Source organism: Clostridium sp. (assembly GCF_022482905.1).
Classification (GTDB): domain Bacteria; phylum Bacillota; class Clostridia; order Clostridiales; family Clostridiaceae; genus Clostridium_B.
The window spans coordinates 2,213,384-2,236,156 of record NZ_JAKVOI010000001.1; the positions used below are offsets into that span (position 1 = coordinate 2,213,384).

At 34.5% G+C, this 22,773-nt stretch carries 27 protein-coding genes and 1 riboswitch; of the genes, 6 read left to right on the plus strand and 21 right to left on the minus strand.

The genetic code is table 11. The features are described 5' to 3' along the window. Nucleotides 1-169: 169 nt before the first annotated feature. A complete protein-coding gene (locus LKE46_RS10925; RefSeq protein WP_291721906.1) occupies nt 170-1,522 on the plus strand; it encodes a hemolysin family protein in 1,353 nt (450 codons plus the stop codon). Between the two features lie 89 nt (nt 1,523-1,611). Here LKE46_RS10925 and LKE46_RS10930 read toward each other — a convergent pair whose 3' ends face one another. Next, nucleotides 1,612-2,157 (minus strand): hypothetical protein, encoded by a 546-nt coding sequence (locus tag LKE46_RS10930; RefSeq protein ID WP_291721908.1) that lies wholly within the window; start codon nt 2,155-2,157, stop codon nt 1,612-1,614. A gap of 120 nt (nt 2,158-2,277) precedes the next feature. After that, nucleotides 2,278-2,481: a cold-shock protein gene (locus LKE46_RS10935; RefSeq protein ID WP_291721911.1), complete on the minus strand. Its 204-nt coding sequence runs from the start codon at nt 2,479-2,481 to the stop codon at nt 2,278-2,280. 233 nt (nt 2,482-2,714) lie between these two features. Here LKE46_RS10935 and LKE46_RS10940 point away from each other — a divergent pair, with 233 nt between their 5' ends. Next, complete coding sequence (locus tag LKE46_RS10940) at nt 2,715-3,896, plus strand: MFS transporter (RefSeq protein ID WP_291721915.1); 1,182 nt, start codon at nt 2,715-2,717, stop codon at nt 3,894-3,896. Between the two features lie 26 nt (nt 3,897-3,922). On the opposite strand, the gene LKE46_RS10945 is transcribed toward LKE46_RS10940, so the two are convergent. The 5 genes from LKE46_RS10945 to modA form a co-directional block, all read right to left on the minus strand. Beyond that, a complete protein-coding gene (locus LKE46_RS10945; RefSeq protein WP_291721918.1) occupies nt 3,923-4,882 on the minus strand; it encodes a hypothetical protein in 960 nt (319 codons plus the stop codon). Nucleotides 4,883-5,006: 124 nt separating this feature from the next. Further along, nucleotides 5,007-5,213 carry a TOBE domain-containing protein gene (locus tag LKE46_RS10950; RefSeq protein WP_291721921.1) on the minus strand — a complete coding sequence of 69 codons (207 nt, stop codon included), beginning with the start codon at nt 5,211-5,213 and terminating at the stop codon, nt 5,007-5,009. A gap of 147 nt (nt 5,214-5,360) precedes the next feature. Then, a complete protein-coding gene (locus LKE46_RS17745) occupies nt 5,361-6,425 on the minus strand; it encodes a sulfate/molybdate ABC transporter ATP-binding protein (protein ID WP_363316043.1) in 1,065 nt (354 codons plus the stop codon). Nucleotide 6,426: 1 nt separating this feature from the next. Continuing rightward, nucleotides 6,427-7,113, minus strand: a complete 687-nt coding sequence (modB, locus tag LKE46_RS10960; RefSeq protein ID WP_291721924.1) for a molybdate ABC transporter permease subunit — start codon at nt 7,111-7,113, stop codon at nt 6,427-6,429. Nucleotides 7,114-7,159: 46 nt separating this feature from the next. Continuing rightward, nucleotides 7,160-7,981, minus strand: a complete 822-nt coding sequence (gene modA / locus LKE46_RS10965) for a molybdate ABC transporter substrate-binding protein (protein WP_291721927.1) — start codon at nt 7,979-7,981, stop codon at nt 7,160-7,162. A gap of 372 nt (nt 7,982-8,353) precedes the next feature. On the opposite strand from modA, the gene LKE46_RS10970 reads away from it, so the two are divergent. Next, nucleotides 8,354-8,560, plus strand: a complete 207-nt coding sequence (locus LKE46_RS10970; RefSeq protein WP_291721929.1) for a TOBE domain-containing protein — start codon at nt 8,354-8,356, stop codon at nt 8,558-8,560. A 126-nt stretch (nt 8,561-8,686) separates the two neighbouring features. Here LKE46_RS10970 and LKE46_RS10975 read toward each other — a convergent pair whose 3' ends face one another. From LKE46_RS10975 to LKE46_RS11005, 7 genes are all read right to left on the minus strand, one after another. Continuing rightward, the gene (locus tag LKE46_RS10975) at nt 8,687-9,811 is read right to left on the minus strand and encodes a DUF1648 domain-containing protein (RefSeq protein WP_291721932.1); all 1,125 of its coding nucleotides are present in this window, start codon (nt 9,809-9,811) and stop codon (nt 8,687-8,689) included. Nucleotides 9,812-9,824: 13 nt separating this feature from the next. Beyond that, on the minus strand, nt 9,825-10,202 hold the full coding sequence (locus LKE46_RS10980; RefSeq protein ID WP_291721935.1) for a GntR family transcriptional regulator: 378 nt from the start codon (nt 10,200-10,202) through the stop codon (nt 9,825-9,827). 73 nt (nt 10,203-10,275) lie between these two features. Beyond that, entirely contained in the window at nt 10,276-10,710 is a 435-nt protein-coding gene (locus LKE46_RS10985; protein WP_291721938.1) for a hypothetical protein, read from the minus strand. Between the two features lie 112 nt (nt 10,711-10,822). Then, nucleotides 10,823-12,094, minus strand: a complete 1,272-nt coding sequence (larA, locus tag LKE46_RS10990) for a nickel-dependent lactate racemase (protein ID WP_291721941.1) — start codon at nt 12,092-12,094, stop codon at nt 10,823-10,825. 11 nt (nt 12,095-12,105) lie between these two features. Beyond that, complete coding sequence (locus LKE46_RS10995; protein ID WP_291721944.1) at nt 12,106-12,918, minus strand: MetQ/NlpA family ABC transporter substrate-binding protein; 813 nt, start codon at nt 12,916-12,918, stop codon at nt 12,106-12,108. Between the two features lie 23 nt (nt 12,919-12,941). Further along, the gene (locus tag LKE46_RS11000) at nt 12,942-14,114 is read right to left on the minus strand and encodes a pyridoxal phosphate-dependent aminotransferase (RefSeq protein WP_291721947.1); all 1,173 of its coding nucleotides are present in this window, start codon (nt 14,112-14,114) and stop codon (nt 12,942-12,944) included. An 88-nt stretch (nt 14,115-14,202) separates the two neighbouring features. Then, a riboswitch (SAM riboswitch) is annotated at nt 14,203-14,301 on the minus strand. Between the two features lie 48 nt (nt 14,302-14,349). Beyond that, on the minus strand, nt 14,350-15,228 hold the full coding sequence (locus LKE46_RS11005) for a LysR family transcriptional regulator (RefSeq protein ID WP_291721950.1): 879 nt from the start codon (nt 15,226-15,228) through the stop codon (nt 14,350-14,352). Between the two features lie 149 nt (nt 15,229-15,377). Here LKE46_RS11005 and LKE46_RS11010 point away from each other — a divergent pair, with 149 nt between their 5' ends. Then, nucleotides 15,378-16,214: a sulfite exporter TauE/SafE family protein gene (locus LKE46_RS11010; RefSeq protein WP_434735193.1), complete on the plus strand. Its 837-nt coding sequence runs from the start codon at nt 15,378-15,380 to the stop codon at nt 16,212-16,214. Continuing rightward, the gene (locus LKE46_RS11015; protein ID WP_291721953.1) at nt 16,214-16,582 is read left to right on the plus strand and encodes a DUF1634 domain-containing protein; all 369 of its coding nucleotides are present in this window, start codon (nt 16,214-16,216) and stop codon (nt 16,580-16,582) included. Before LKE46_RS11010 ends, LKE46_RS11015 begins: the two co-directional genes overlap by 1 nt. 44 nt (nt 16,583-16,626) lie before the next feature. On the opposite strand, the gene LKE46_RS11020 is transcribed toward LKE46_RS11015, so the two are convergent. The 4 genes from LKE46_RS11020 to LKE46_RS11035 form a co-directional block, all read right to left on the minus strand. Beyond that, nucleotides 16,627-17,718 carry an ABC transporter substrate-binding protein gene (locus tag LKE46_RS11020; RefSeq protein WP_291721957.1) on the minus strand — a complete coding sequence of 364 codons (1,092 nt, stop codon included), beginning with the start codon at nt 17,716-17,718 and terminating at the stop codon, nt 16,627-16,629. Between the two features lie 34 nt (nt 17,719-17,752). After that, nucleotides 17,753-18,532, minus strand: a complete 780-nt coding sequence (locus tag LKE46_RS11025; RefSeq protein WP_291725665.1) for an ABC transporter ATP-binding protein — start codon at nt 18,530-18,532, stop codon at nt 17,753-17,755. Further along, on the minus strand, nt 18,529-19,593 hold the full coding sequence (locus LKE46_RS11030; RefSeq protein ID WP_363316191.1) for a FecCD family ABC transporter permease: 1,065 nt from the start codon (nt 19,591-19,593) through the stop codon (nt 18,529-18,531). Before LKE46_RS11030 ends, LKE46_RS11025 begins: the two co-directional genes overlap by 4 nt. A 315-nt stretch (nt 19,594-19,908) precedes the next feature. Further along, a complete protein-coding gene (locus tag LKE46_RS11035; RefSeq protein WP_291721963.1) occupies nt 19,909-20,169 on the minus strand; it encodes a SoxR reducing system RseC family protein in 261 nt (86 codons plus the stop codon). 131 nt (nt 20,170-20,300) lie between these two features. Between LKE46_RS11035 and LKE46_RS11040 the strand changes: the two genes are divergently transcribed. Further along, nucleotides 20,301-20,837 (plus strand): macro domain-containing protein, encoded by a 537-nt coding sequence (locus tag LKE46_RS11040; RefSeq protein ID WP_291721965.1) that lies wholly within the window; start codon nt 20,301-20,303, stop codon nt 20,835-20,837. Between the two features lie 52 nt (nt 20,838-20,889). On the opposite strand, the gene LKE46_RS11045 is transcribed toward LKE46_RS11040, so the two are convergent. Genes LKE46_RS11045 through LKE46_RS11055 form a run of 3 tightly spaced genes read right to left on the minus strand, consistent with a single transcriptional unit; the run spans nt 20,890 to nt 22,769 of the window. Then, a complete protein-coding gene (locus LKE46_RS11045) occupies nt 20,890-21,252 on the minus strand; it encodes a YopX family protein (RefSeq protein ID WP_291721966.1) in 363 nt (120 codons plus the stop codon). A 1-nt stretch (nt 21,253) separates the two neighbouring features. Beyond that, entirely contained in the window at nt 21,254-21,865 is a 612-nt protein-coding gene (locus LKE46_RS11050) for an HAD hydrolase family protein (protein WP_291721967.1), read from the minus strand. Further along, nucleotides 21,816-22,769 (minus strand): L-lactate dehydrogenase, encoded by a 954-nt coding sequence (locus tag LKE46_RS11055; RefSeq protein WP_291721968.1) that lies wholly within the window; start codon nt 22,767-22,769, stop codon nt 21,816-21,818. Before LKE46_RS11055 ends, LKE46_RS11050 begins: the two co-directional genes overlap by 50 nt. Between the last annotated feature and the right edge of the window lie 4 nt (nt 22,770-22,773).

Here is a 22,773-nt window from a genome sequence, read left to right on the forward strand (position 1 = left end):
AATAATATATATTCATATTATAATTTTCCTTACACAATAAAAGACGTTATAAAACTGAATATCGCTCTCAAAACAATATTTAATAATTTTACCAGTCAATTAAAATTGTATATATGCTATAATATGTTATAATGTAATGAGTTTCTATTTAACAAGGGGGAATTTTTATATGGACAGTGGTCCGAGTAGCATTCTAATTGATCTTTTTTTAATCTTTATACTCATAATGCTGAACGCTTTTTTTTCAGCTGCGGAGATTGCAATAGTTTCAGTAAACAAATCAAGAATAAGAATACTTGCAGATAAAGGTAACAAAAAGGCTCAATTGCTGCTTGATCTCATGAAAGAACCGAACAGATTTTTAGCAACTATACAGGATATAATAACCCTGGCAGGCTTCCTTGCCAGCGCACTTTCTGCTACATCGCTTTCTAAACCTTTAGCTGTAATATTAAACAAATTCAATGTACCTTCAAGCAATGAAATTGCAATAGTACTTGGTACTATAATTTTATCTTATTTCACTCTGGTTTTCGGAGAACTTTTTCCAAAGCAGCTGGCTCTCCAAAACTCTGAAAAAATGGCACTGTTCGTGGTAAAGCCACTTTTATGGACATCAAAGATAACTTTTCCTTTTGATAAGATATTGACTCTATCACTTAATATACTTTCAAAAGTGACAAAGATTAAAAGCACAAATATAAAAAATAATGTTTCCATAGAAGAAATACAGCTTATGATAGATGCAGGAGAGGAAACAGGCATAATAAATGAAACAGAAAAAGAAATGATAAATGGCGTATTCAAATTCGATGATACACTGGCAAAAAATATAATGACGCCAAAGGTAAATGTTTTTGCCCTAGATGTAAATACTCCTCTTAAGGAAATCTTAAGTGAGGTGGCCAGGCATCAGTATTCTCGAATTCCGGTATATGAAGATGCAATTGACAATATAATCGGTATTTTGTACATGAAAGATTTGTTTATAGAGTTTCACAGCGGAACATTGGATCATAAATCCATAAAGGATCTCATAAGAGATGCTTATTTTGTTCCTGAGACTAAAAATATAGATGAATTATTTGAAGAAATGCAGCTTACCAACAATCATATGTCAATTTTAATAGATGAATATGGTGACTTTACAGGTATTGTAACTATAGATGACTTAATAGAAGAAGTAATGGGTAACATTCCAGATGAACACGACAAATATGATACAAGTGATGAATCTATAAAAAAAATAAGTCCAAATACCTATATAGTAGATGGTCTTGTTCCAATAGATGATATAAATGAAGAATTAAATATAGATCTTCCCTGCGATATTTTTGATACCGTTGGTGGTTTTGTAATAGACCTTCTAGGCCATATTCCAAAACATAATGAACATATCCCTTTAAAATACAACAACTTGATCTTTAAAATAAAAAATGTGAAAGAGAAGAGAATAGATAAAGTTGAAATAATTATAGAAGACAACCTCCAGATAAATCAAGCTGAAAATGGCATTGAGTAGGGACAATTTCTATGATTTAATAAAAACTGGTATAGTTATAAAAAACTATATCAGTTTTTTATAACCAGTTTTCATTTTCATAATAAAAACTAATAGGTAGTTATATGAAGTGTATTTTTTCTTTTGATCTCTGCATGGGACAGCATTTCATGCACTATATCCAAATATTTCTGGGATACTTTTGGACATTTTCTTAATATACTGTCAATTATAAAATCAATATTGTCATCAGTAACCTCTTTTGCATTTATATTACTTTCTGTATTTTCATTTTCACTTACTGCAATTTCATTTGTGTCGAGAGAGTCATATATATAATCCACTATTTCACATTTCATATCATCCTTTGTATCCTGAAAGTCTTTGGAAAAATATAACTTTCCATCTACGACTGCAAATTTTCCATAAATATATTCTCTTTTTACACCGGAAAATTCACTTGTTTCAGATGAGTCGTATTTCAAATGTTCCACATGCTTTACATCTACTATATAATTGCTATCTCTCCTTGTTAAAACACATCTTATATCAATATCCATCATTCTCTTTTTTATGTGTTCTGAAAAATTTTCTCCCAATTCCGAAATAAACATTTTTACAGATATGGTTTTTTTCATTTTATAATTTTTCTTCACAATAAATCCACTCCTTAATTTTACTTGAAATCACCTTGTAATAAAAAACCACCTTCTTAAAAGGTGGTAAAACACTTGATTGATGCTTATATCAACGTTCAATTCAATAATGTAAAATTATTAAAGTTTTATAACATTAGCAGCTTGAAGTCCCTTTGGTCCTTCTTCTACATCAAATTGAACTTTTTGGCCTTCTTCAAGATTTCTTCTTGGTTCATCACTCTGTATTGCAGTGAAGTGTACGAAAACATCGTTTTCCCCTGGAACTTCAATGAACCCAAATCCTTTCTCTGAGTTAAACCATTTTACTGTACCTGTTTTCATTTATTATCCTCCTAAAGATAAAACACTTATAATTGATATATCTTGATTTTGTATATCGGTGTTTATTAAATTATAATAACACAAACATATAAAATTAACAAATAGAGTTTTGTCAATTAAATATTTGTTGTTTAATTCATTATACAATAATTTTTCAAGATAATCAAATTGTATTGACATTATATCAATATTTAATTAACATACGAATTATAAAGACCAAAGGAGGCTACCATATGTATAAAAATACCATTTCGCCCAATAAAATAAGTCATGGACTTCTAGTCATAATGTCCTTAATCTGCTGTATTACAGTTGCCAATTTATACTATAATCAACCACTCCTCGGAGATATTGCAAGAAGCTTTAATGCATCAAGCAGGGACATAGGACTTGTATCCACATTAACCCAGATCGGCTACGGAACAGGAATGCTATTTATAATTCCTCTCGGAGATATAAAAGAAAGGCGTAATCTGATTTTAAAATTACTGATAATCTTATCAGTGTTTCTCGCACTATTCTCACTATCCCCAAATATAACATGTCTTATCATCACAAGCTTTATGATAGGATTTACAACAGTAATACCACAGCTTATAATACCTTTTGCCGCTGAACTCTCCAATCCTGAAGAAAGGGGAAAAATACTGGGCAGTGTATTCAGCGGACTATTTGCAGGTATACTTCTGGCACGCACTATAAGTGGTTTTATAGGTTCTCTTTGGGGATGGAAAGCCATGTACTACATAGCCTCAATATGCACAATTATATTATTTTTGATAGTTGCCAGATTTCTTCCAAGAAGCTACCCAAAATCAGAAAAATCCTATACACAGACAATGTTTTCACTGATAAACTTAATAAAGAATCAACCTGTATTGAGAGAAGCTTCTCTAAACGGTGCCATGATGTTCGGCACCTTCAGCATATTCTGGACTACTCTTATATTTTTTTTGGAGTCACCCGCTTACCACTTAGGCAGCAAATCCGTAGGATTGTTTGCTCTTCTTGGAATATCAAGCATCATAGCCTCACCTATTGTCGGCCGTATAAGTGATAAAAAGGGGGCAAAATTTATCGTTGGAATTTCCACCATGTTATCAATTCTTGCATTTATAATATTACTGATATTGGGCTACAAACTCTGGGGAATTGCATTAGGATTGATACTTTTAGACCTTGGAACCCAATCAGCTCAGGTTGGAAATCAAACTCGTGTACAAAGTCTTTCACCAGAATTCCGGAACAGATTAAATACAATTTTTATGGTATCGTATTTTCTTGGAGGTGCTCTTGGTTCTTTTATAGGCACATACAGCTGGACTGTTTTTAAATGGAACGGTGTCTGTATATCAGGGCTTGTATTTTTGACGATAGCTATTTTACATCACATATTTACAATAAGGAAAATTTAATTTTCCTTATTGTAAATTCCATCCCATCAGTCCGAACATCCTGTGCAGGATGAACACGGATAATTAATATTAAGTGATAAAGTCTTTATATTAAAATCATATTCGTCAATTGTATATTCAGATAAAAACTTGTGCATGAATCCATTGCTGAATTTAACTTTATTTTTTTGAAATTCAATGTTAAGAGGTATTACTTCCATACTGTTCTCATTGATTATACTCTGTTTCAACATTGGTCTGTATACCTGTTTCTCACCAGTCTTTTTATTGGTGACTTCTATTCTGTCCGTAGAAGTTATAAGTGACTCCACTTCACCTTCTCTGGAAAATGACAATGAATTCAAATCACCATGAATTCCCAAAGCAGCTGTATTATAAGCTTTTATAGTACCTATTTTTGTCTTTACAGCTATATTCGTACCAGGCTCAGCGGATTTTATCTTCCCATCCTCATAAAATGCCACACCTATTCTGGATGGCACGTCGCCTACCGGTGTGTGTATCTTTATATTGTTTCCACGCCAAAAAGTTATACTCTTTACGGAACCCCCCTCATAAAAATATATTCCTATAACTTTTTGCTTCAATTTACCTATAGAAAGATCGAATTCCAATTCCTCTGCCAGATTATACTCATCTTGTTCCGTCCAATAAGCAGTTATTTTACCATTCAACGGGAATATCCTCTTTATATCTCCATTTTCGTAAAATGTCATGAATTCAGCAGGTACAATCCCAATAGAAGTATTGACATGAATTTGCTTTTGCAGATAAATGCTCTTCAAGCCGCCATTTTTATAAAATGACAGCGACTCAATATGCTTTCTTCTAATTCCTCCATCTTCATACTGAGGCACAAGAGTTCCATAAGAACTATTTAACCTGTTTAAAGAATTTAAGGTACACTCCTTTATGCTTCCATCTTCATAATAATCTATTCTTGATATTCCATTGAGTATTCCATATCTGGTATTCAATTCTTCCATACTATTCACTCCTGGATTATTTATTTTACATTAATATATCATAATACTAAAAAAATATCTACAAAAATATGCCTTTCTATTAATTTAGAAAGGCATATTTTTGTAATTTGACAATTTCTATAATTTAAACCATAATCATTACATTTGAAGCTTTGATTACTGCTGTAGCCTCGGATCCAACTTTCAATCCCAAGCTCTTGAGTGAATCCATTGTAATAATAGAACATACTGATTTGCCTTCACCTAAATCTATTATCACTTCTGCATTTACAGCCCCTTCTTTTATGTCGGTAATTTTCCCCTTCAACTGATTTCTTGCACTAATTTTCATAATTGACTACCGTGCTAAACGGTTCTCAACTCCTTTTTCATATATTTGACCATAAAGAGTAAATTTATACTATTTACTTGTAATTTAACATATTATAGTGGATTATGCAATATTTTTTTGCACTTAATATGTCCAAATATATAAAAATCACTTAATTAAAAAAACTTTTTCCGGATTGATATACACGTTCCACGGCTGTTCTACATTCTTTAAATTATTCCATATTTCCTTTTCAATTTCACACTCCAGATACTTTGTTCTCCTATATGGTTTGTCATCAATAATATTCAAATGAATCATAACAGTAAAAGGACTCTCTACAATACTGTCAACACGACATTTAAAAACATTGTCATCACTATCGTCATCTACTATATCCACATAATGTGCCCTTATACCTATATATTGCGGAGTGCCTTCAATTTTATTCTTCAATTTAATAGTGCATCCCCACTCTAAAGCTTCAACAGTCTTTTCGTTTAATATGTCAATTTTTGATATATTTTTGCATCCGGTAAGCTGTGCAGCTGCCATAGTCGGCGGTTTTGAAAATATATAATTTCTGTCTCCATAGGCATCAATATTTCCATTGTCGATTACCGCGATACTGTTGCAGATACGATATATTTCATCTCTGTTATGGGATACAAACACAGCAGTTCCTCTATATCTGGACAATATATCTACAATCTCCCGTTCCATCCTGTTTCTAAGATGACTATCCAAGGCGGAAAAAGGTTCATCCAAAAGCAATACCTCCGGATCAATAGCCAATGCCCTTGCTATTGCAACCCTCTGCTGCTGACCACCTGAAAGCTGGCTTGGGAATCTTTTTTCCAAGCCTTCAAGATTCATCATCTTTATTTTTTCCTCAACTATTTTCTGTCGATCCTCTTTTGGAATATTTTCCAGTGCAAAGCCTATATTTTGAATTACTGTCATATTCGGAAACAAGGCGTAGTTTTGGAATAAAAATCCCACCCTTCTTTTCCTAATTGGAACATTTATTCTTCTCTCTGAGTCAAATAAGACTTTTTTATTGAGAACTATACTTCCCTGATCCGGTGTAACAAGTCCTGAAATACACTTTAATGTCATACTTTTTCCTGATCCTGATGCCCCCAGAAGACCCATTATATTATTTTCCGTTTCAAATTTAATTTTCAGATCAAATCCTCTGAAGTGTTTTTTTATATCAACATAAAGTCCCATCCTACTTTCTCCTTATTCCATAAATGTTTCCCTGCTGATGTTCATTCCAGTAATTCATTAAAAAAATTACTACAGTTGAAATTACAACAATCAGTATAACCCATATAAGAGCTATATCCATTTCTCCATTTTCAGCTGCAAAATAAATTGCCATAGGAATAGTCTGAGTTTTATGTGGTATATTCCCCGCCACCATAAGAGTTGCCCCGAATTCTCCAAGAGCTCTCGCAAAGGAAAGCACTGTAGCCGCCGCAATTCCAGGCCATGCCATTGGAATCATCACCCTCCAGAAAATTTTTCTATTGGATACACCAAGAGTCCTTGCGGCATTCACAACATTCCCATCTATCTGTTCAAATGCACCTTTAGTTGTACGATACATCAATGGAAATGCAACAATGGTAGCCGCCACAACTGTAGCCGACCATGAAAAAATCAGGGTTTTTCCAATTTTTAAGAGTAGTATTCCAAGAGGTCCATTTTTTCCGAAAAACAGCAGTATGAAAAAACCAACCACTGTAGGAGGAAGCACAAGGGGCAGTGTAAATACAGTATCCAGAATATTTCTCAATTTTCCATTGTAGTTTGTCATCCAGTAAGCAGTGCCTATTCCAGCAAAGAACGTTATTACAGTAGCCAGAAAAACAGTCTTTATTGAAATCAATCCTGGTGAAATATCAAATCCCAAACTACATCCCCTCCTGCATCAATAAGATATCAAATAAATTAACTATCTATTTTCCAACTTTGAATCCATATTTTTCAAATACCTTCTGTGCCTCATCACCTGATAGATACTCAAGAAATTTTTTGGCTGCATCCTGATTTTTGCTTGCTTTTACTACAGCCGCAGGATATATTACATCCTTATGGGAATCTGCCGGTGCAGCAGCTATAACTTTAACTTTATCCGATACCAGTGCATCTGTCTTGTATACAATTCCTGCATCGACATTTCCTGTTTCAACCCACGTCAGAACTTCCTTAACATCTTTTCCATAAACAGCCTTGGGACTTACTTTATCCATGAGTTTTAGATTTTTAAGTATCTCCTGTGAATATTGTCCTACCGGCACGCTTTTGATTTCACCAAGTGCTATCTTTTTAACCTTGTCACTTGCAAGATCCTGAAAACTTGTTACATTGGATGATGCCTTTGGAGCTATAAGTACCACATCATTTTTCAGCAAATCCTTGATAGTGTCATTTACAAGCAGATTCTTGCTTTTGAGGGCATCCATCTGTTTAGTTGCTGCAGACATGAATATATCTGCAGGCGCGCCCTGTTCTATTTGCTGCTGAAGGGAACCTGATGATCCGAAATTATATGTGATAGTTACATTTGGATGTTCTTTAGTATACAATTGTTTTATTTCATTCATAGAATCCTTCAGACTTGCAGCTGCAGATACCGTCAATGTTACAGCCTCGTCCTTTTTGGAAGCTGAATCAGATTGCTGATTACTTGAATCTTTGCTTGTAGTACCGCACCCAACCGATAAAATTGTAATAAGCAGAAACAACACAACCGATAAAATTCTTTTCGACTTTTTCATTATAATACCTCCCCAAGATTTTAAATTTATATTTGAAATTATCATAGAAAACGTTATATAAAGTTACATCAAGTTACATAACTTCTTGTAATATTAATATATATTATATTCTTGAAATGTTATATTATACATTATATATAAAACGTGCTAATTAATCAATATTCTTTTAATAATTTCTTAATTTTTAGCAGATTTAATTATATAATTATCAAATAATGTAATGTTTAGGTACTAAACTTCATGTTATGTATATTTTTAACCACTTTTTAATATTCTTTTACTTATAGAGAGAAATTTTAATTTATGTATATTTACATTACATGATGTAAATAATAATATCATAGATCAAATTGAAGGAAGGATATGCAATAGATGAATATCAGTGCAAGAAATCAATTAAAAGGAAAAATAGTAGATATTAAAAGAGGATCTGTAAATGGTGAAGTCATACTGGATGTAGGTGACGGGAAACAGATATGTTCCATTATAACACTGGATGCAATAAACAGTCTCGGTTTAAAAGTCGGCTCAGAGGCTACTGCAGTAATTAAAGCATCCAATGTTATGGTCATGGCTTAATTTACAGATCAATAGACAATAAAAAAAGAACTGTCAATTGAACTGACCCCAATAAGTTAGGCCTAAAAATCTAACTTATTGGGGTCACATCATAAATTAAAACAGTTCTTTTTTATATCTATTTTTTTAAAGACTTACAGCAGTTATTACAATTACAATAAATAGTATCATTCCTATATAAACAGCCATTCCAACAGGTCTTCCCGCGTTTATGGTCCACCCTATTCCAAATCTTTTTTCAATAAATACAGATGGATCATCTGTATTATAATATATGGTATTCCCGAATTTCCAGTAAATATCATCATCTCTGTTTTCTTTTGAAAATTTATTTTTGTTCTTTTCGTCAGCAAGTATTATATTGGCTCCACCTTGGCCTAATTTTATAGACAGTATAATAACGCTGCCGAAGATTAAAATGAGAAATACAACAATTACAATTATGAGAAATCCATTCCCTATGTCAAATACCCTAAATATCTGAATAGTTCCCATTGTAAGCAGGAGATTGATAAGGATACAATATACAATCATGTATATTGACCATACTCTCCTAAATATCCTGTTTTTTTCTGCAGAAGCCATTGGATTGGAGGAATTTATTTGCTGTTTTGACCAGCCTATCCCTTTATAAACTATAAAAAATATAACAGTACAAACAATTTGTCCCAGAGGGATTTCCCATATCAACAGCTTTGATTTACTCTGATATCCATTGATGTTTCCCGAAAAGTCCCAGTGGGTTGCCACCTTGTCAGACAATAAGTCATAATATGAATACCCTAAAATTATATTAATTGCAATTATTATTATAGGAATTATAAATAACCACGGTGATACAATAGACTTTATTCTATTTTTTGAAAAATCCGTATCAATAATTACAGACTGTTTCCTGCCCTTGAACCATTTTTCCCTTTCTTTTAACCTTTTTACTTCCCTGTTCGACATTAAATATACAAGGAAACCTATAAATATAAAACCAAATGTAGTAAACAGTATCACGCCGATACCGGATAAAATATAATTCATAAGACTGAATAAAATTATAAATGGAATTCCTATAAGCAAATTATTTCTTATATACTTTTTCTTTATATCTACAATTTTCTCTGAGTCTACTTTATCATAAGGCACCCTTACACCAAATACAATTTCCTTTCTAGTAAATCTCGGGGTGAGTATTTCCATAATTAATACTATTAAAAATATAAAAAGCATGTATAAAGACATATACAAATTTTCTCTCATGATCTTTGCCTCCCTATGATTTTAAATTTTTAAACATTTCACGGCAATACCCGGAAAATTCTTCCTGGTTTATACCCCTAAGATACGCTTCTGACACCAGGTAAACAAGTTCATTTTTAAGTCTATCCCTGAATTCTTGCGTAACATCAGGGAGTTTGAGGCTTACCACCGCACCTTTTCTTCTATCTATATTTAAATATCCTTCCGACTTCAACTCATTATAGGCCTTATTCACAGTATGAAGATTTATGCCTATATCCTCCGCCATATGTCTTACTGAGGGCAGACTTTCCCCTTTCTTCAAATTTCCCAATGCTATAGCCTGTATTATCTGCCTCTTTATTTGCTCGTAAATCGGTTTTTCAGATTCAAAATCAATCTCTATCAGCATCCATTAGCCCCCTATGCTATTTGTTATATATATAATATAACAGTTGCGTGCATATGTCAATACAAACAGATTTCTAGACAGACAGCCCCGCTGATAATAAAAATATCATGACAACCGGGATACCAGCACATAAAATCCACATTAACACAAGCAAAAACATATTTAATTTTCCAAATCCATTATAAATATATAAAATTACATTGTATATAAAAAACAAATTTGTAATTATAAAAAGCAGCAGTATAGGAACAGGGTTAGTCATTCCATATGCAAGCAATATATGCAATATAACAACCATAATCAAAACTGTGGCTAAAAATGAAAATATTTTTAATCCATCTCTATTTTTAATGTACTTAAATATCTTAAGTCCGGCATATATACACATGATCACAGGCACAACAGCTATATATTCCAGCCAGTCGATAAAAAAATATGCTGATATTATAAACGCAGTAAAACACACTATTTCCAATACAAAGTTTAAACTTTTATTTTTTACATTCATCTATATTGTCTCCTTAAAATATATATTCAATTATATATTACCATATAGTTGCTGAATTTTTTCATAAAAAAATTTGATATTGAAATCAATACTCTCAATATCAAATCTTCTTTTATATGGGTAGCGTGCTGGCACCATATGGCATAAGTACAACGTCCGGATTGTCACTGCTCAATGTGTATGCAGTCTCAACTGCTTCATCAAGTGACTTCACTGGAATGAAGCCAAATTTACGTACAACCTCATCTTCAAGAGATGACAAGAAAAGAACCTTTCTATTTTTTGCAGTATACAAGGTTTTATAAGCTGCATAACCAGGAACTGTAAAATTTCTCTTCAAAGCTTTCTCCATATCTTCAAGAGTCTCATATTGGAACCATTTCATAAATTCATCTGCACCCAGTCCTTCTATACACTGTGCAGCTATAACCAACACGCTGTCCTGCTTTCCTGCATACAGGGCATTATCAATTGTTTTAACCGTCTGGTACAGATTTATGTCTTTGGGGTATCCACCTGAAGATACAACAGTAATATCCGCCTTGTTCTTAATTTTCACTCCATAAAGCTGTCTGGTTATGTTACATCCTTCAAGCCAGGCCTTTTCGAAATCTCCGGCTACAAATTTGACGAATTTTCCATCGGTATCAAGTACTGCATTGACTAAAAAATCCGTTGAAATCTTTCTGCATATTTCTGTAATGTCTTCACGCATAGGATTCCCCTTAATCTTATTTGGCCCTGCACTGAGGTTGAGTCCGGAATTTTCTCCGCTGTTAAAAACCAGTCTATGATTACTTTGAATGGTTTGGAAACCTGCAACACCCGGAACAACACTTTTAGCCCCACCGCCAAAGCCTGCAAAAAGATGAAATGTGATGCCTCCTGTAAGTATAACCCTGTCTGCCTCAATCACTTTTCTGTTTAAGTATACAGGAGTACCAAAGCTCGATACTCCCATGTACCTAAGTTCATCTTCATTTTTGCTGTCATGGTTGTATACTTTTATTCTGCGGTACAATTTCTCCCCCACAATATCTCTCTTTTCGTCTTCTGAGGCAGCCCTGTGAGTACCCGTTGCAACTATGGCCGAAATATCCTCATCCTTTATTCCAAAAGAATTCAGATAATTAACTATATAGATAAGGAACTCTGCAGTTTTTATCCATGACCTGGTTATGTCCGAAACTACAAATATGACCTTTTCCCCCGGTATTACTATCTGCCTCAACGGCTTTGAATTTATTGGATTTTCAAGAGATGCAACAATTTCTGCCTCTACATCCTGAACATGTCCGGCCTTGCCTGGAAGTACATTGTCTATTTTCCCTTCCATATTTATTTCAAGTATATCATTTCCATATTTAAAATTATACAAACTCATCTGCATCACCTCTAAAATGCTGCTATAACAGAGCCCTTGAAATGCTCATCTATGTATTTCTTAACTTCGTCTGACTGATAGATTTTGATCAATTTCTTTACATTTTCCGCATCTTTGTTGTCAGGTCTTGCAGCTATAATATTAATCCAGGGAGAATCCTTCGGCTCCTTGAATATGGCATCCTTATTTGGATCGAGTTTGGCCTGTATTGCATAATTGGTATTTATCGCCGCAACCGCCACATCACTTAACGAACGCGGAACCATCGGAGCTTCAAGCTCAAGAAACTGGATATGTTTAGGGTTTTCAGCTATGTCCTTTATGGTAGCCTTTAAGCTTACGCCACTTTTCAACTTTATAACCTTCCCTTTTTCAAGAAGCATAAGTGCTCTTGCTTCATTAGTAGGATCATTCGGCAGTGAAATCTTATCCCCATCCTTCAGTTGAGCCAGAGATTTCAGTTTACTGGAATATATGCCCATAGGAAAAGTTACTGCATTGGCAACCTTTACTAGATTCATATTGTGATCCTTGTTGAACTGCTTCAAGTATGGTTCATGCTGATATATATTTACATCCAGCTGTTTTTCATTTAACTGCGTATTAGGCTGAACATAATCATTAAAACTAGTATACTCCACATTCATCCCTTGCTTTTTTGCAACTTCTTTAACCTTTTGTATTATTTCCTCGTGAGGTCCTGCTGTAACTCCTACTTTTATGGTATTGGCTTCAGAATCTGATTTCTGTGATGTACTTCCACAACCTGAAAATACAACTGTTGTTAATAATACCGACAATAAAATACTTCCAATTTTTTTCATAATAGTCTCCTTTTAACATAAATTTATTCACTATAAAATTCAGCTTTTTCTTTAAGTGTTTTCAACTTTTCAATGGCTTCCAGAAGAGTATCGTCCTTTTTTGCATAATGAAGCCTTATAAAATTATTCACATTTTTCTTAAAAAAACTTGAACCTGGTACTGCACCTATTTTAACTTCTTTAGCCAGCCATTCACAAAATTTCAAGTCATTTTTTACATTGAACTCCGATACATCTATCATTACATAATAAGCTCCATTGGGTTTTACATACTTTAGGCCAGCTTCATCCAATCCAGCTAGGAAAAGATCCCTTTTTTTCATATACATGTTTTTCAGCCAGTCATAATATTCATCAGGCATTTTAAGTCCTGCAATTGCTGCTTCCTGAAGAGGTGCAGCCGCTCCAACCGTCAAAAAATCATGCACCTTTCTAACATTTTCTATTATCCTTTCATCTGCTATAACATATCCCAACCTCCATCCTGTTATGGAATATGTCTTGGAAAGAGAACTGCAACTCAAAGTCCTGTTAAACATTCCTGGAAGTGAAGCAAAATAAACATGTTTATATGGATCCATAACAATATGCTCGTACACTTCATCCGTTATTACAAATGTGTCATATTTTTCAGCCAGACTCGCAATATACTGGAGCTCTTCCAAAGTAAAAACCTTACCTGTAGGATTTGATGGATTGCACAGTATAAGAGCTTTAGGTTTCTGCCTGAATGCATCCTCCAATTCTTTTCTATCAAACGAAAACTCCGGCGGATAAAGAGATACATGTATTGGATCTGCCCCACTCAATATTGCATCTGCAGCATAGTTTTCATAAAACGGAGAGAATACTATAACCTTGTCACCTGGATCACACACCGTCATGACAGATGCCATCATGGCCTCGGTACTACCGCAGGTAACAGCAATTTGTGTTTCAGGATCTATATCAATCCCCATAAATTTCTTCTGCTTTTCTGCAAGTGCCTCTCTAAAGTTTTGTGCACCCCAGGTAATTGCATATTGATGAGGTCCTTTGTCCGCAGCAGCTTTAAGTGCCTCTTTTATTTCTTTTGGAGGATCAAAATCAGGAAAACCCTGTGATAAATTAATAGCCCTATATTTATTTGATATCCTTGTCATTCTTCTTATAACAGAATCTGTAAAATTAACCAACTTACTGCTTAGTTCGGGCAAGAAAAACACATCCTTTCAAAATTTTATTGATATATAAAATCTATTCTTTAAACTAAAAAAACCTCTTTACGATAAAAGAGGTATCTTCCTCTTATCTTTCAGTTAAAACTGCAGGAATTAGCACCTGGCAATAATTGCTGGCTGCTGGGTTTCATTGGGCCTTTCCCTCCGCCTCTCTAGATAAGATAAACCTATTAAATTACAGGTATGATTATATTATTTACATAGAACAAAGTCAAGCCCTTTCTATATCTGAAATCACATTTAAAAAGTTTCTGGAAGCGGCAGACATATACCTGTCCTTTACACATATTGCAGCTATACTCGTTTCTAAGCTTGACTCATGAATTACTCTATAAGTTAAACCGGATGCCTTTACTATATCCAGAGCAGTCATTGGAACCAAGGCAATCCCAATACCGGATTCCGCCCATAGCAGTGTAGTTCTTGCATCATCACTCTTGCATATTATCTCGGGCATAAAATCCATATTATGGCATGCCTCAAATATGATTTTTTCAAACCTTCTATATATGATAAGCGGTTTACCCATAAGCTCCTTTAGAGTTATTGATTTTCTATCCGGGAAATAGTCCAGATCATCTCTAAAAACTGATATCATAGGCTCTCTGGAAAGAATTTTTATGCTTAGTCCTTCCTTGTTAAACGGTGTTCTGACTATCCCTATATCTATCACTCCACTGTTCAATATTTCAAGTATTCTATATGTATTTCCCTCCCATACCTCAAAGTTTACTTTTGGATATATACTATGAAATCTTTCTATTATATTTGGAAACAGTGTAGCTCCTGAAGATGAAACAGTTCCAATTGACAATGTTCCTTTGATGCCTTCGTTGAAATCTTTCAATTCTTTTATGGTGGAATCCACCAATTCCAATATCTGTTCAGCCCTGTTCTTTAATATTTCCCCTGCATCCGTCAGATGAATTTTTTTATTTCCCCTATCCATGAGTTTAGTTCCCAGCTCCTCTTCCAAAAGCTTCAAGTGATAACTGAGAGGCGGCTGTGCTATATTCAGTTTTTTAGCCGCTCCTGTTATCTTCCCTTCTTCTGCAATTGTAAGAAAATACCTAAGCTGCTTAATATCCATGAAGAATATCACCTCGATAATTAAATAATAAAAGTAATTATACAATTTTTATATACACATAATAGATAATAAATATTTTTAATATAAGCTTATCATTGATATAATAATACTTGAAAATCAAATTTTGTTCAATACAGGGAGATGATATTTTGTCACTGATAGTACTGGAAATCTTGTTGATATCTGTTGTGGCAGGCATAGCCGGATCTATTCTTGGCCTGGGCGGGGGAACAGTAATTACTCCAGCATTGACACTTATATTTGGAATTGATATAAGATATGCCATAGGAGCAAGCATAATTTCAGTAATAGCAACCTCAAGCGGTGCTGCTATAGCTTATGTGCGGGATGAAATGACCAACATAAGAGTTGCCATGTTTCTTGAAATAGCAACAACAGTCGGAGCTATAACCGGTGCCTTTCTAGGTGGAATCATAAATGCCAACTACCTCTATGTGTTATTCGGACTACTTCTTCTATATTCCGCTTTTGCAATGTTCAAAAATGGCAAGACTGAATTGCCTGATAACGTTATAGAGCATCCACTTGCACAAAAACTTAAATTAAACGGCCAATATTATGACGATGTTTTAAAACAACCCGTTGATTATAAAGTTGCAAACGTGCCGAGTGGATTCGGTGTAATGTATGGTGCAGGAATTATATCAGGGCTTCTTGGTATAGGAAGTGGGAGCTTCAAGGTTATGGCCATGGATCTGTTTATGAAACTTCCAATGAAGATATCAAGTGCCACAAGTAATTTTATGATGGGAGTCACCGGTGCCGCCAGTGCCGGAGTGTTTTTCCTGAGGGGTGATATAGATCCCAAAATTGCAGGTCCGGTAGCACTTGGTGTACTTGCAGGTGCTACCATTGGGGCACGTATTATGAAGCGAATGAAAAACAAGACTATAAGAAAGATATTCATACCCTTTCTCGTATATATAGCACTTCAAATGATGTATAAAGGAGTGATTGCATTATAATGAATGATAAAAAATTGAAAGAAAATACAAGAGAGATGGAAAAGATAATAAGCACGTTTTTATTTGTAGGAGTCCTGACAAGCTCTGCCGTTATAATAATAGGACTTATAATGTTTCTAATCTCTGGAAGCAGCGGGTATCCCGGCAACTTTTATCCGACTTATCCCTTTGAGATACTCCATGGATGCATGGCCTTGAAACCTTACTCCATAATACTCTTAGGACTTATGCTGTTGATAGCCATACCAATATTCAGAGTTGGTATTTCCATATTAGTATTTTTTAAGGAAAAGGATTTTCTGTATGTAAAGATCACAGCTGTTGTATTCATAATATTGATAATAAGTTTGTTCATGGGCAAAAATTGAAGGTTGTGCCTTTAAGGCACAACCTTCATAAAGGGGAACTTCCACTAATCCGGATTTTGTGCATTCAAAATCTTCAAGGCATCATCGGCAGTAAGATCATAGTTCAGAAATTCTTTATAGAACTTCTGAGTTTCTTTCACCATGTCAAGATTTTTAAATTCATCAGGATGAAGAAGCTTTGCCAGCCACTGAAATTGTAGTGCCGACTCCATACCATATCTATCCCACAGAAAAACTCCCATTGGATTTACATACACCTTTTTGTTTTTAACCGCATTTACCTGACTCCACTGTGGATTGCTGTACAATTGATCAAGTGTTTTTATAGGGCTGTTTTTATCATTCAATACACTTTTTCCCATAATTATTATATCAGGATTCCATTTGAGCACCTGCTCCATGGAAGCAGGTTTCTTGTTTCCTTCTATCTCGGCGGCATCTTTACCACCGGCAGCCTGTATCCAGTCATCTACTATTGTTTTTTGTCCATCAATTGTAAGGGGCTTAAAAGATTCAATATGCAGTATTTTGGGTTTTTGAGAGTCGGGTATTTTGGAAGTTACCTCTTTTACTGCTTTAAGTCTTTCGTCCAGATAGGAATTGTACTTATCTGCTTTATCCTTGGCATCTCCACCTAAAACCTGTGCAGTTGTATTGACAACCTTTTTCAAATCGTCATAATTCTGAAATATCAGCTGTACAGTAGGAATTCCGAGTTCCTTTGTCTTTGCAAGTAATTTTGATTCAGTAGGCATGAACAATACATCCGGTTTTAATTGTGCAAGAGTTTCTGTATTGACCGTTGTATTTGTGAATATAGTCTTAGCTTTGTCCATGTCTGGAAATACTTTATACAGCCAGGGGTATGCTTTTTTCGAATCAATAGTTGCAACTATTTTATCAGATCCGCCAAGCATAGCCACTATTTCATTGTGTGCCGGCCATGCATCTGCTATTTTGTTGATCTTCTCGGGAACAGTTACCTTTGCACCAGTTGAATCTGTAATCACATTTCCCTTGCTCTCCTGAGCAGTATTTCCAGAATTCGTACTGGTCTTACCACATCCGGCAAACAAAAACACTGCAGAGAAGATAATAATAAGCAAATTCCTTACATTGTTGAATTTTTTTCTCATAAGTTTCACATCCTTAATTTAAAATAATTATTGACTAAATTAGTGGAACACAGGATTTAATCTTATTTCCACCTTCAATGGCTGTATCTATAATTTTCACATTTATTCCATAGGCATTCTTCAGGTTTTCTTCAGTAACAATATCATCTGGAGCTCCAACCATAAATTTATTATTTTTGTCCAGAAGGGCTACCTTGGTAGAACATAGAAAAGCATGATCAGGAAAATGTGATGTCATTACAATAGCCAGTCCTTCTTTAGAAAGTTTTAAAATCTGCCTCAGAACTCTTATCTGATTTCCAAAATCCAGATTGGAAGTAGGTTCATCCATAATAAGTATATCCGGCTCCTGAGTAAGAGCTCTTGCAATAAGCACCATCTGCCTCTCTCCACCACTTATTTCCGTATAGATTTTGCCTTTTAGGTAACTTATCCCAATTGTCTTCATATTGTTTTGTGCAATTTTCATATCCATGCGGCCTGGAGAACTCATTGTACCAAGATGGGATGTTCTTCCCATAACAACTACATCTTCCACTGTAAATGGAAACGGGGTATTATGTGTTTGCGGTACATATCCCATAGTCCTTGCCATTCTCTTTCTATCCCATTTGCTTATATCCTCATCGTCTATATATATTTCACCTGATTTCAATTTCAGAAATCCCAGTATAGTTTTGAACAAAGTCGTTTTTCCTGCCCCATTTGGACCAAGAATACATAGTATTTCCCCTGACTTTACAGTTAAAGATATATTTCTCAATATAATTTTTCTGCCATAGCCACAGCATATATTTTTTATATCCATGATCAAATCCATCCCCTCCTCCCTTTCAAAAGCAAATATATAAAGAATGGAGCACCAATCAATGAAGTCAATATTCCAAGGGGAATTTCAACTGTAAATATACCCCTGGCTATATCATCTACCAAAAGCAAATATATACTTCCGATGAGCATTGATGCAGGAAGTGCAGTTTTATAGTTGGGACCTACAATCATTCTTGCAAGATGCGGTATGATAAGACCCACCCAGCCAATTATGCCTCCTATTGATACTGATGCTGCTGTAATCAAAGTTGAACAAACTATCACAACAGCCTTCATCCTGTAGGTATTAACACCAAGTGACCTTGCCTCCTCGTCTCCAAAAGACAGTACATTTAAATTCCACCTTAAGACAAAAAGTGGAATTGTCCCAATAAGTACGGGAAAAATCATAATTATAATATCTCTGGTCGTCACAGTTGAAAGCCCTCCCATAAGCCAGAAAGTTATTTCAGGAAGCTTGTCCTCTGGATCACCTACATATTTGATTACAGATATAAAAGACTGCATTAGACTTGATATAACCATTCCTGTAAGTATGAGACTGAGTACAGACCCCTCCCTTCCGTGATTTATTGCTGAATTGATTCCAAACGTCAAAAGCACCGCTGCAAGTCCGAATATAAATGACATGATTTGAACTTCCAGGGAACCTAGAGAAAGTAAAAGCCCCATAGCTGCTCCCAGGCCGGCCCCTCCAGATGCTCCAAGTATATCAGGTGCCACCATTGGATTTCTAAATAATCCCTGATAGGCAGAACCGGCTCCTGAAAGAGAGCAACCTATAATCAACGCCGCAAAAATTCGCGGCATCCTAACTTTGAATATTACATTTTCCACATTCGTGCCATAATAAGAAGCTGTTCCTGCTATCTTAGAATGAAATACATTTATAATTTCAGAAAGTGGCAAATGGTAACTTCCCACAGTAAAAGAAAATAAAAATACACATAAAAGTATAACTGAAAATATCCAATTGGCATAAAATCTTTTATTTTTATCCAATCCACCAATAGTCTCTGATGGAATATCAAGATTTGCTCTCACTTGTATCATCACCACCTTTTTGCTGCATTATATATTATTACGACGTATTATAAATGTACATACTGAAAATTATCTTTCATATTTTGTTATGTTTTATCATATTTATTGTGGTATTATTAATATAGTAATACCTATAGCATAAAATTGCAATATCAATAATTAATTAATATCATATTTGCCATAATTCTAAAGATTAATCAATCTTTAACACATTTATTACGTTTACTTTGATAAATATAAATAATTTATCAAAATATTCAAAAGAAAAAGGTAAATTCATTTTAGAATTTACCAAATAAAATTAAATAATATTATTCACATGTCATCCCAGTGAATTTTTTCCTGGTTTTCATCTACCACAGCAGATTTGTCGAATATTTTTATGAATATCACTGCAAGAGCAAATGCAACTATCCCTCCAATAATCTGTCCCGTTTTAATTGATGATCCTGCAGATCTTCCAATATATCCTCCGGCAAAGACTCCTATAAAGACTGTGACTATTGGAAAAATAAAGAGCATAAAAGCAGCTGCTACCATATTCGTAGTTTTTACATCTTTATCATTTTCATTCACTTTACACATCACCATCCATTTTTATTATAACGTGTCGAATACATATTATAAAGGATTTTTTATATAAAAATTGAAATATGCATACACAACAAATAAAATATAATTATATGAATCCATCAGGAGGCTTTACGATGATTAAAATAGGTAAAAAGATGATACTAATAAAAAAGGGCAATATAACGAAGGAAACCAGTGATGCCATAGTCAATCCTGCAAATAGCTCAATGCAGCACGGTGGCGGTGCTGCCCTTGCCATATCAAGGGCAGGTGGACCACAAATACAAGCTGACAGCAACATACTCATAGGGGAAATAGGCCCCTTACCTGTAGGGAAGGCTGTAATAGCATACGGCCACAATTTACCTTCCAAATTTGTCATTCATACTGTAGGTCCAATAATGGGAGAAGGCAGCGAGGAAAGAAAATTAAAAAAGGCTGTCATGAGTGTATTGAATCTTGCAGAATCCTATAATCTGAAGTCCATATCAATACCGGCCATAAGTTCAGGTATTTTTGGATTTCCAAAAGGTAGATGTGCTGAAATACTTCTTGAAACCTCCGCGAAATTTTTCAAAATAGATGATATTGATTTGGAAACTATTGTAATGTGCAATTACGATGATGAAACCTATAACATATTCTTGGATAAGGAAAAGAAGTACAATTAAAATTGGACTAAAAAACCGTATCAGAGACATCTCCAATACGGTTTTCTCTTTTCTATTGATTAAAAATATTTCCTGCTACAATTACATTTTCTTTAAGCATCTGAACATACAAGTATTCATTTTCCACATAGAATCCATATAACTCTGTTTTTTCACTAACTTCACCGCATTCACCTATGAACTTATCAAAGGAATATCTCCCAAATTTCACAGGTAACTTTACAGAGCTGCTCTCATTGTTTATACCTATAATGTCCCCTTCAAAAATTTCCTTTCCACTTCTATCCTTCAATCCGGTAAATTCAGTTACCACAAATCTTTCCTTTTCTTCCAGCAAGTACTCAGGATAAGGATTTCTACTTATATAAAAGTCTCCATTTTTTTTATCCCAAATTCTAAATTTAAATTGTCTCATATCATTTCTCCGACCTCATTATAAAATTATCAACAGCATATGCAATTCCTGAATCGTTATTTGACGTGGTTATATATTTTGCAATTTTCTTTACATCATCCACTGAATTTCCCATTGCTATCGGCATGCCGACACTTTTAAGCATATCAATATCATTATAGTTGTCCCCAAAAGCAATAAAGTTCCTCAAATCTACATTTAATTTTTCAGATAAAATTTTAAGTGCACCACCCTTGGAAACATTAGCTGCCATAATATCAAGAACACATCTCAATGGACATACCACAGTAAGTGAATCAATCTTTGAAAAACATTTCTCCAGCAAATTGACATCATCTTCATTATCACAAGCCAACAAAAATTTCAAAATATCCATGGTATCTATTTTCCCTGTAATTCCGTTGTCCGTAAATTTAATGGGAAATCTTAATTCCTGTGGAAGATTCTCACAAAATTTATAGTACTCTTTTCCTCTGGGATTTTCTTTGGTGGAATATATCATATTACTTGTATAAAAAGGTAAACATCCAAAATAATGTTTACCCCCATAATTCCATATAAAATTATTTTCCCAAATTAGCCAATTCAATTGTCTTTTTGATACTCCCTGCACTCTTTCTGAGCTTTTCTATTTCTTCATCCAGAAGAGGCACTTCAATTCTTCTCTCGACACCTTCTGAAGTTATTATTGAAGGAAGACTCAGAGCAACCTCTGTCAATCCATATTCTCCTTCAAGAGTAGTGGATACAGGCTGAACCGTATGCTCGTTCAAAACAACAGCTCTTGCCAACCTGCAGGCAGCCATAGCTATTCCATCATTTGTCCATCTTTTTAGGTTAAGTACATCAAAGGCAACCTGTACCACTTCCTTTGCAACTTTATCCCTGTCAAGAGGTTCTTTCGGAAGAAAGTATTTATCAAGCTTGTCATACGAAATTCCTGCAATATTCAAACGGCTCCATGCAGGAAATGCAGAATTCCCATGTTCACCAAGCATATATCCCTGAACACTTTTTGGATCCACGTTGTACTTGTTTGCAATAATTCTTCTAAATCGTGCAGAGTCAAGGCTTGTTCCTGTTCCAAATACCTTATTTTTAGGATATCCAAAGAAATTCTGTGCATAGTAAACCATGACATCAAGTGGATTGGTTATTATTATGATAACTGCATCTTTAGTATATTTAGCTATGGAACTCATTACATCTTTTATTACAGGGACATTCTTTTCCACAAGGATAAGTCTGTCGGCTTTGTCTTCAGGCATTATACTCGGACCTGCAGCTATTATAATTACGTCAGCATCCCTGCATTCCTCATAGCCCCCCGAATAGACCTTCGTGTTGACATTGTATTCAAAAGGTGTGCTGTGGCTTGCATCCAATGCTTCACCTTCAGCCTTGTTCTTATTTTTGTCTATAGTAACGATTTCAGAAAAAAGGTTGAGGGCCAATCCTGCATTTATCACTGTAGAGCCAACATGTCCAGTCCCTACTACTACAAGTTTGTTTTTCATTATA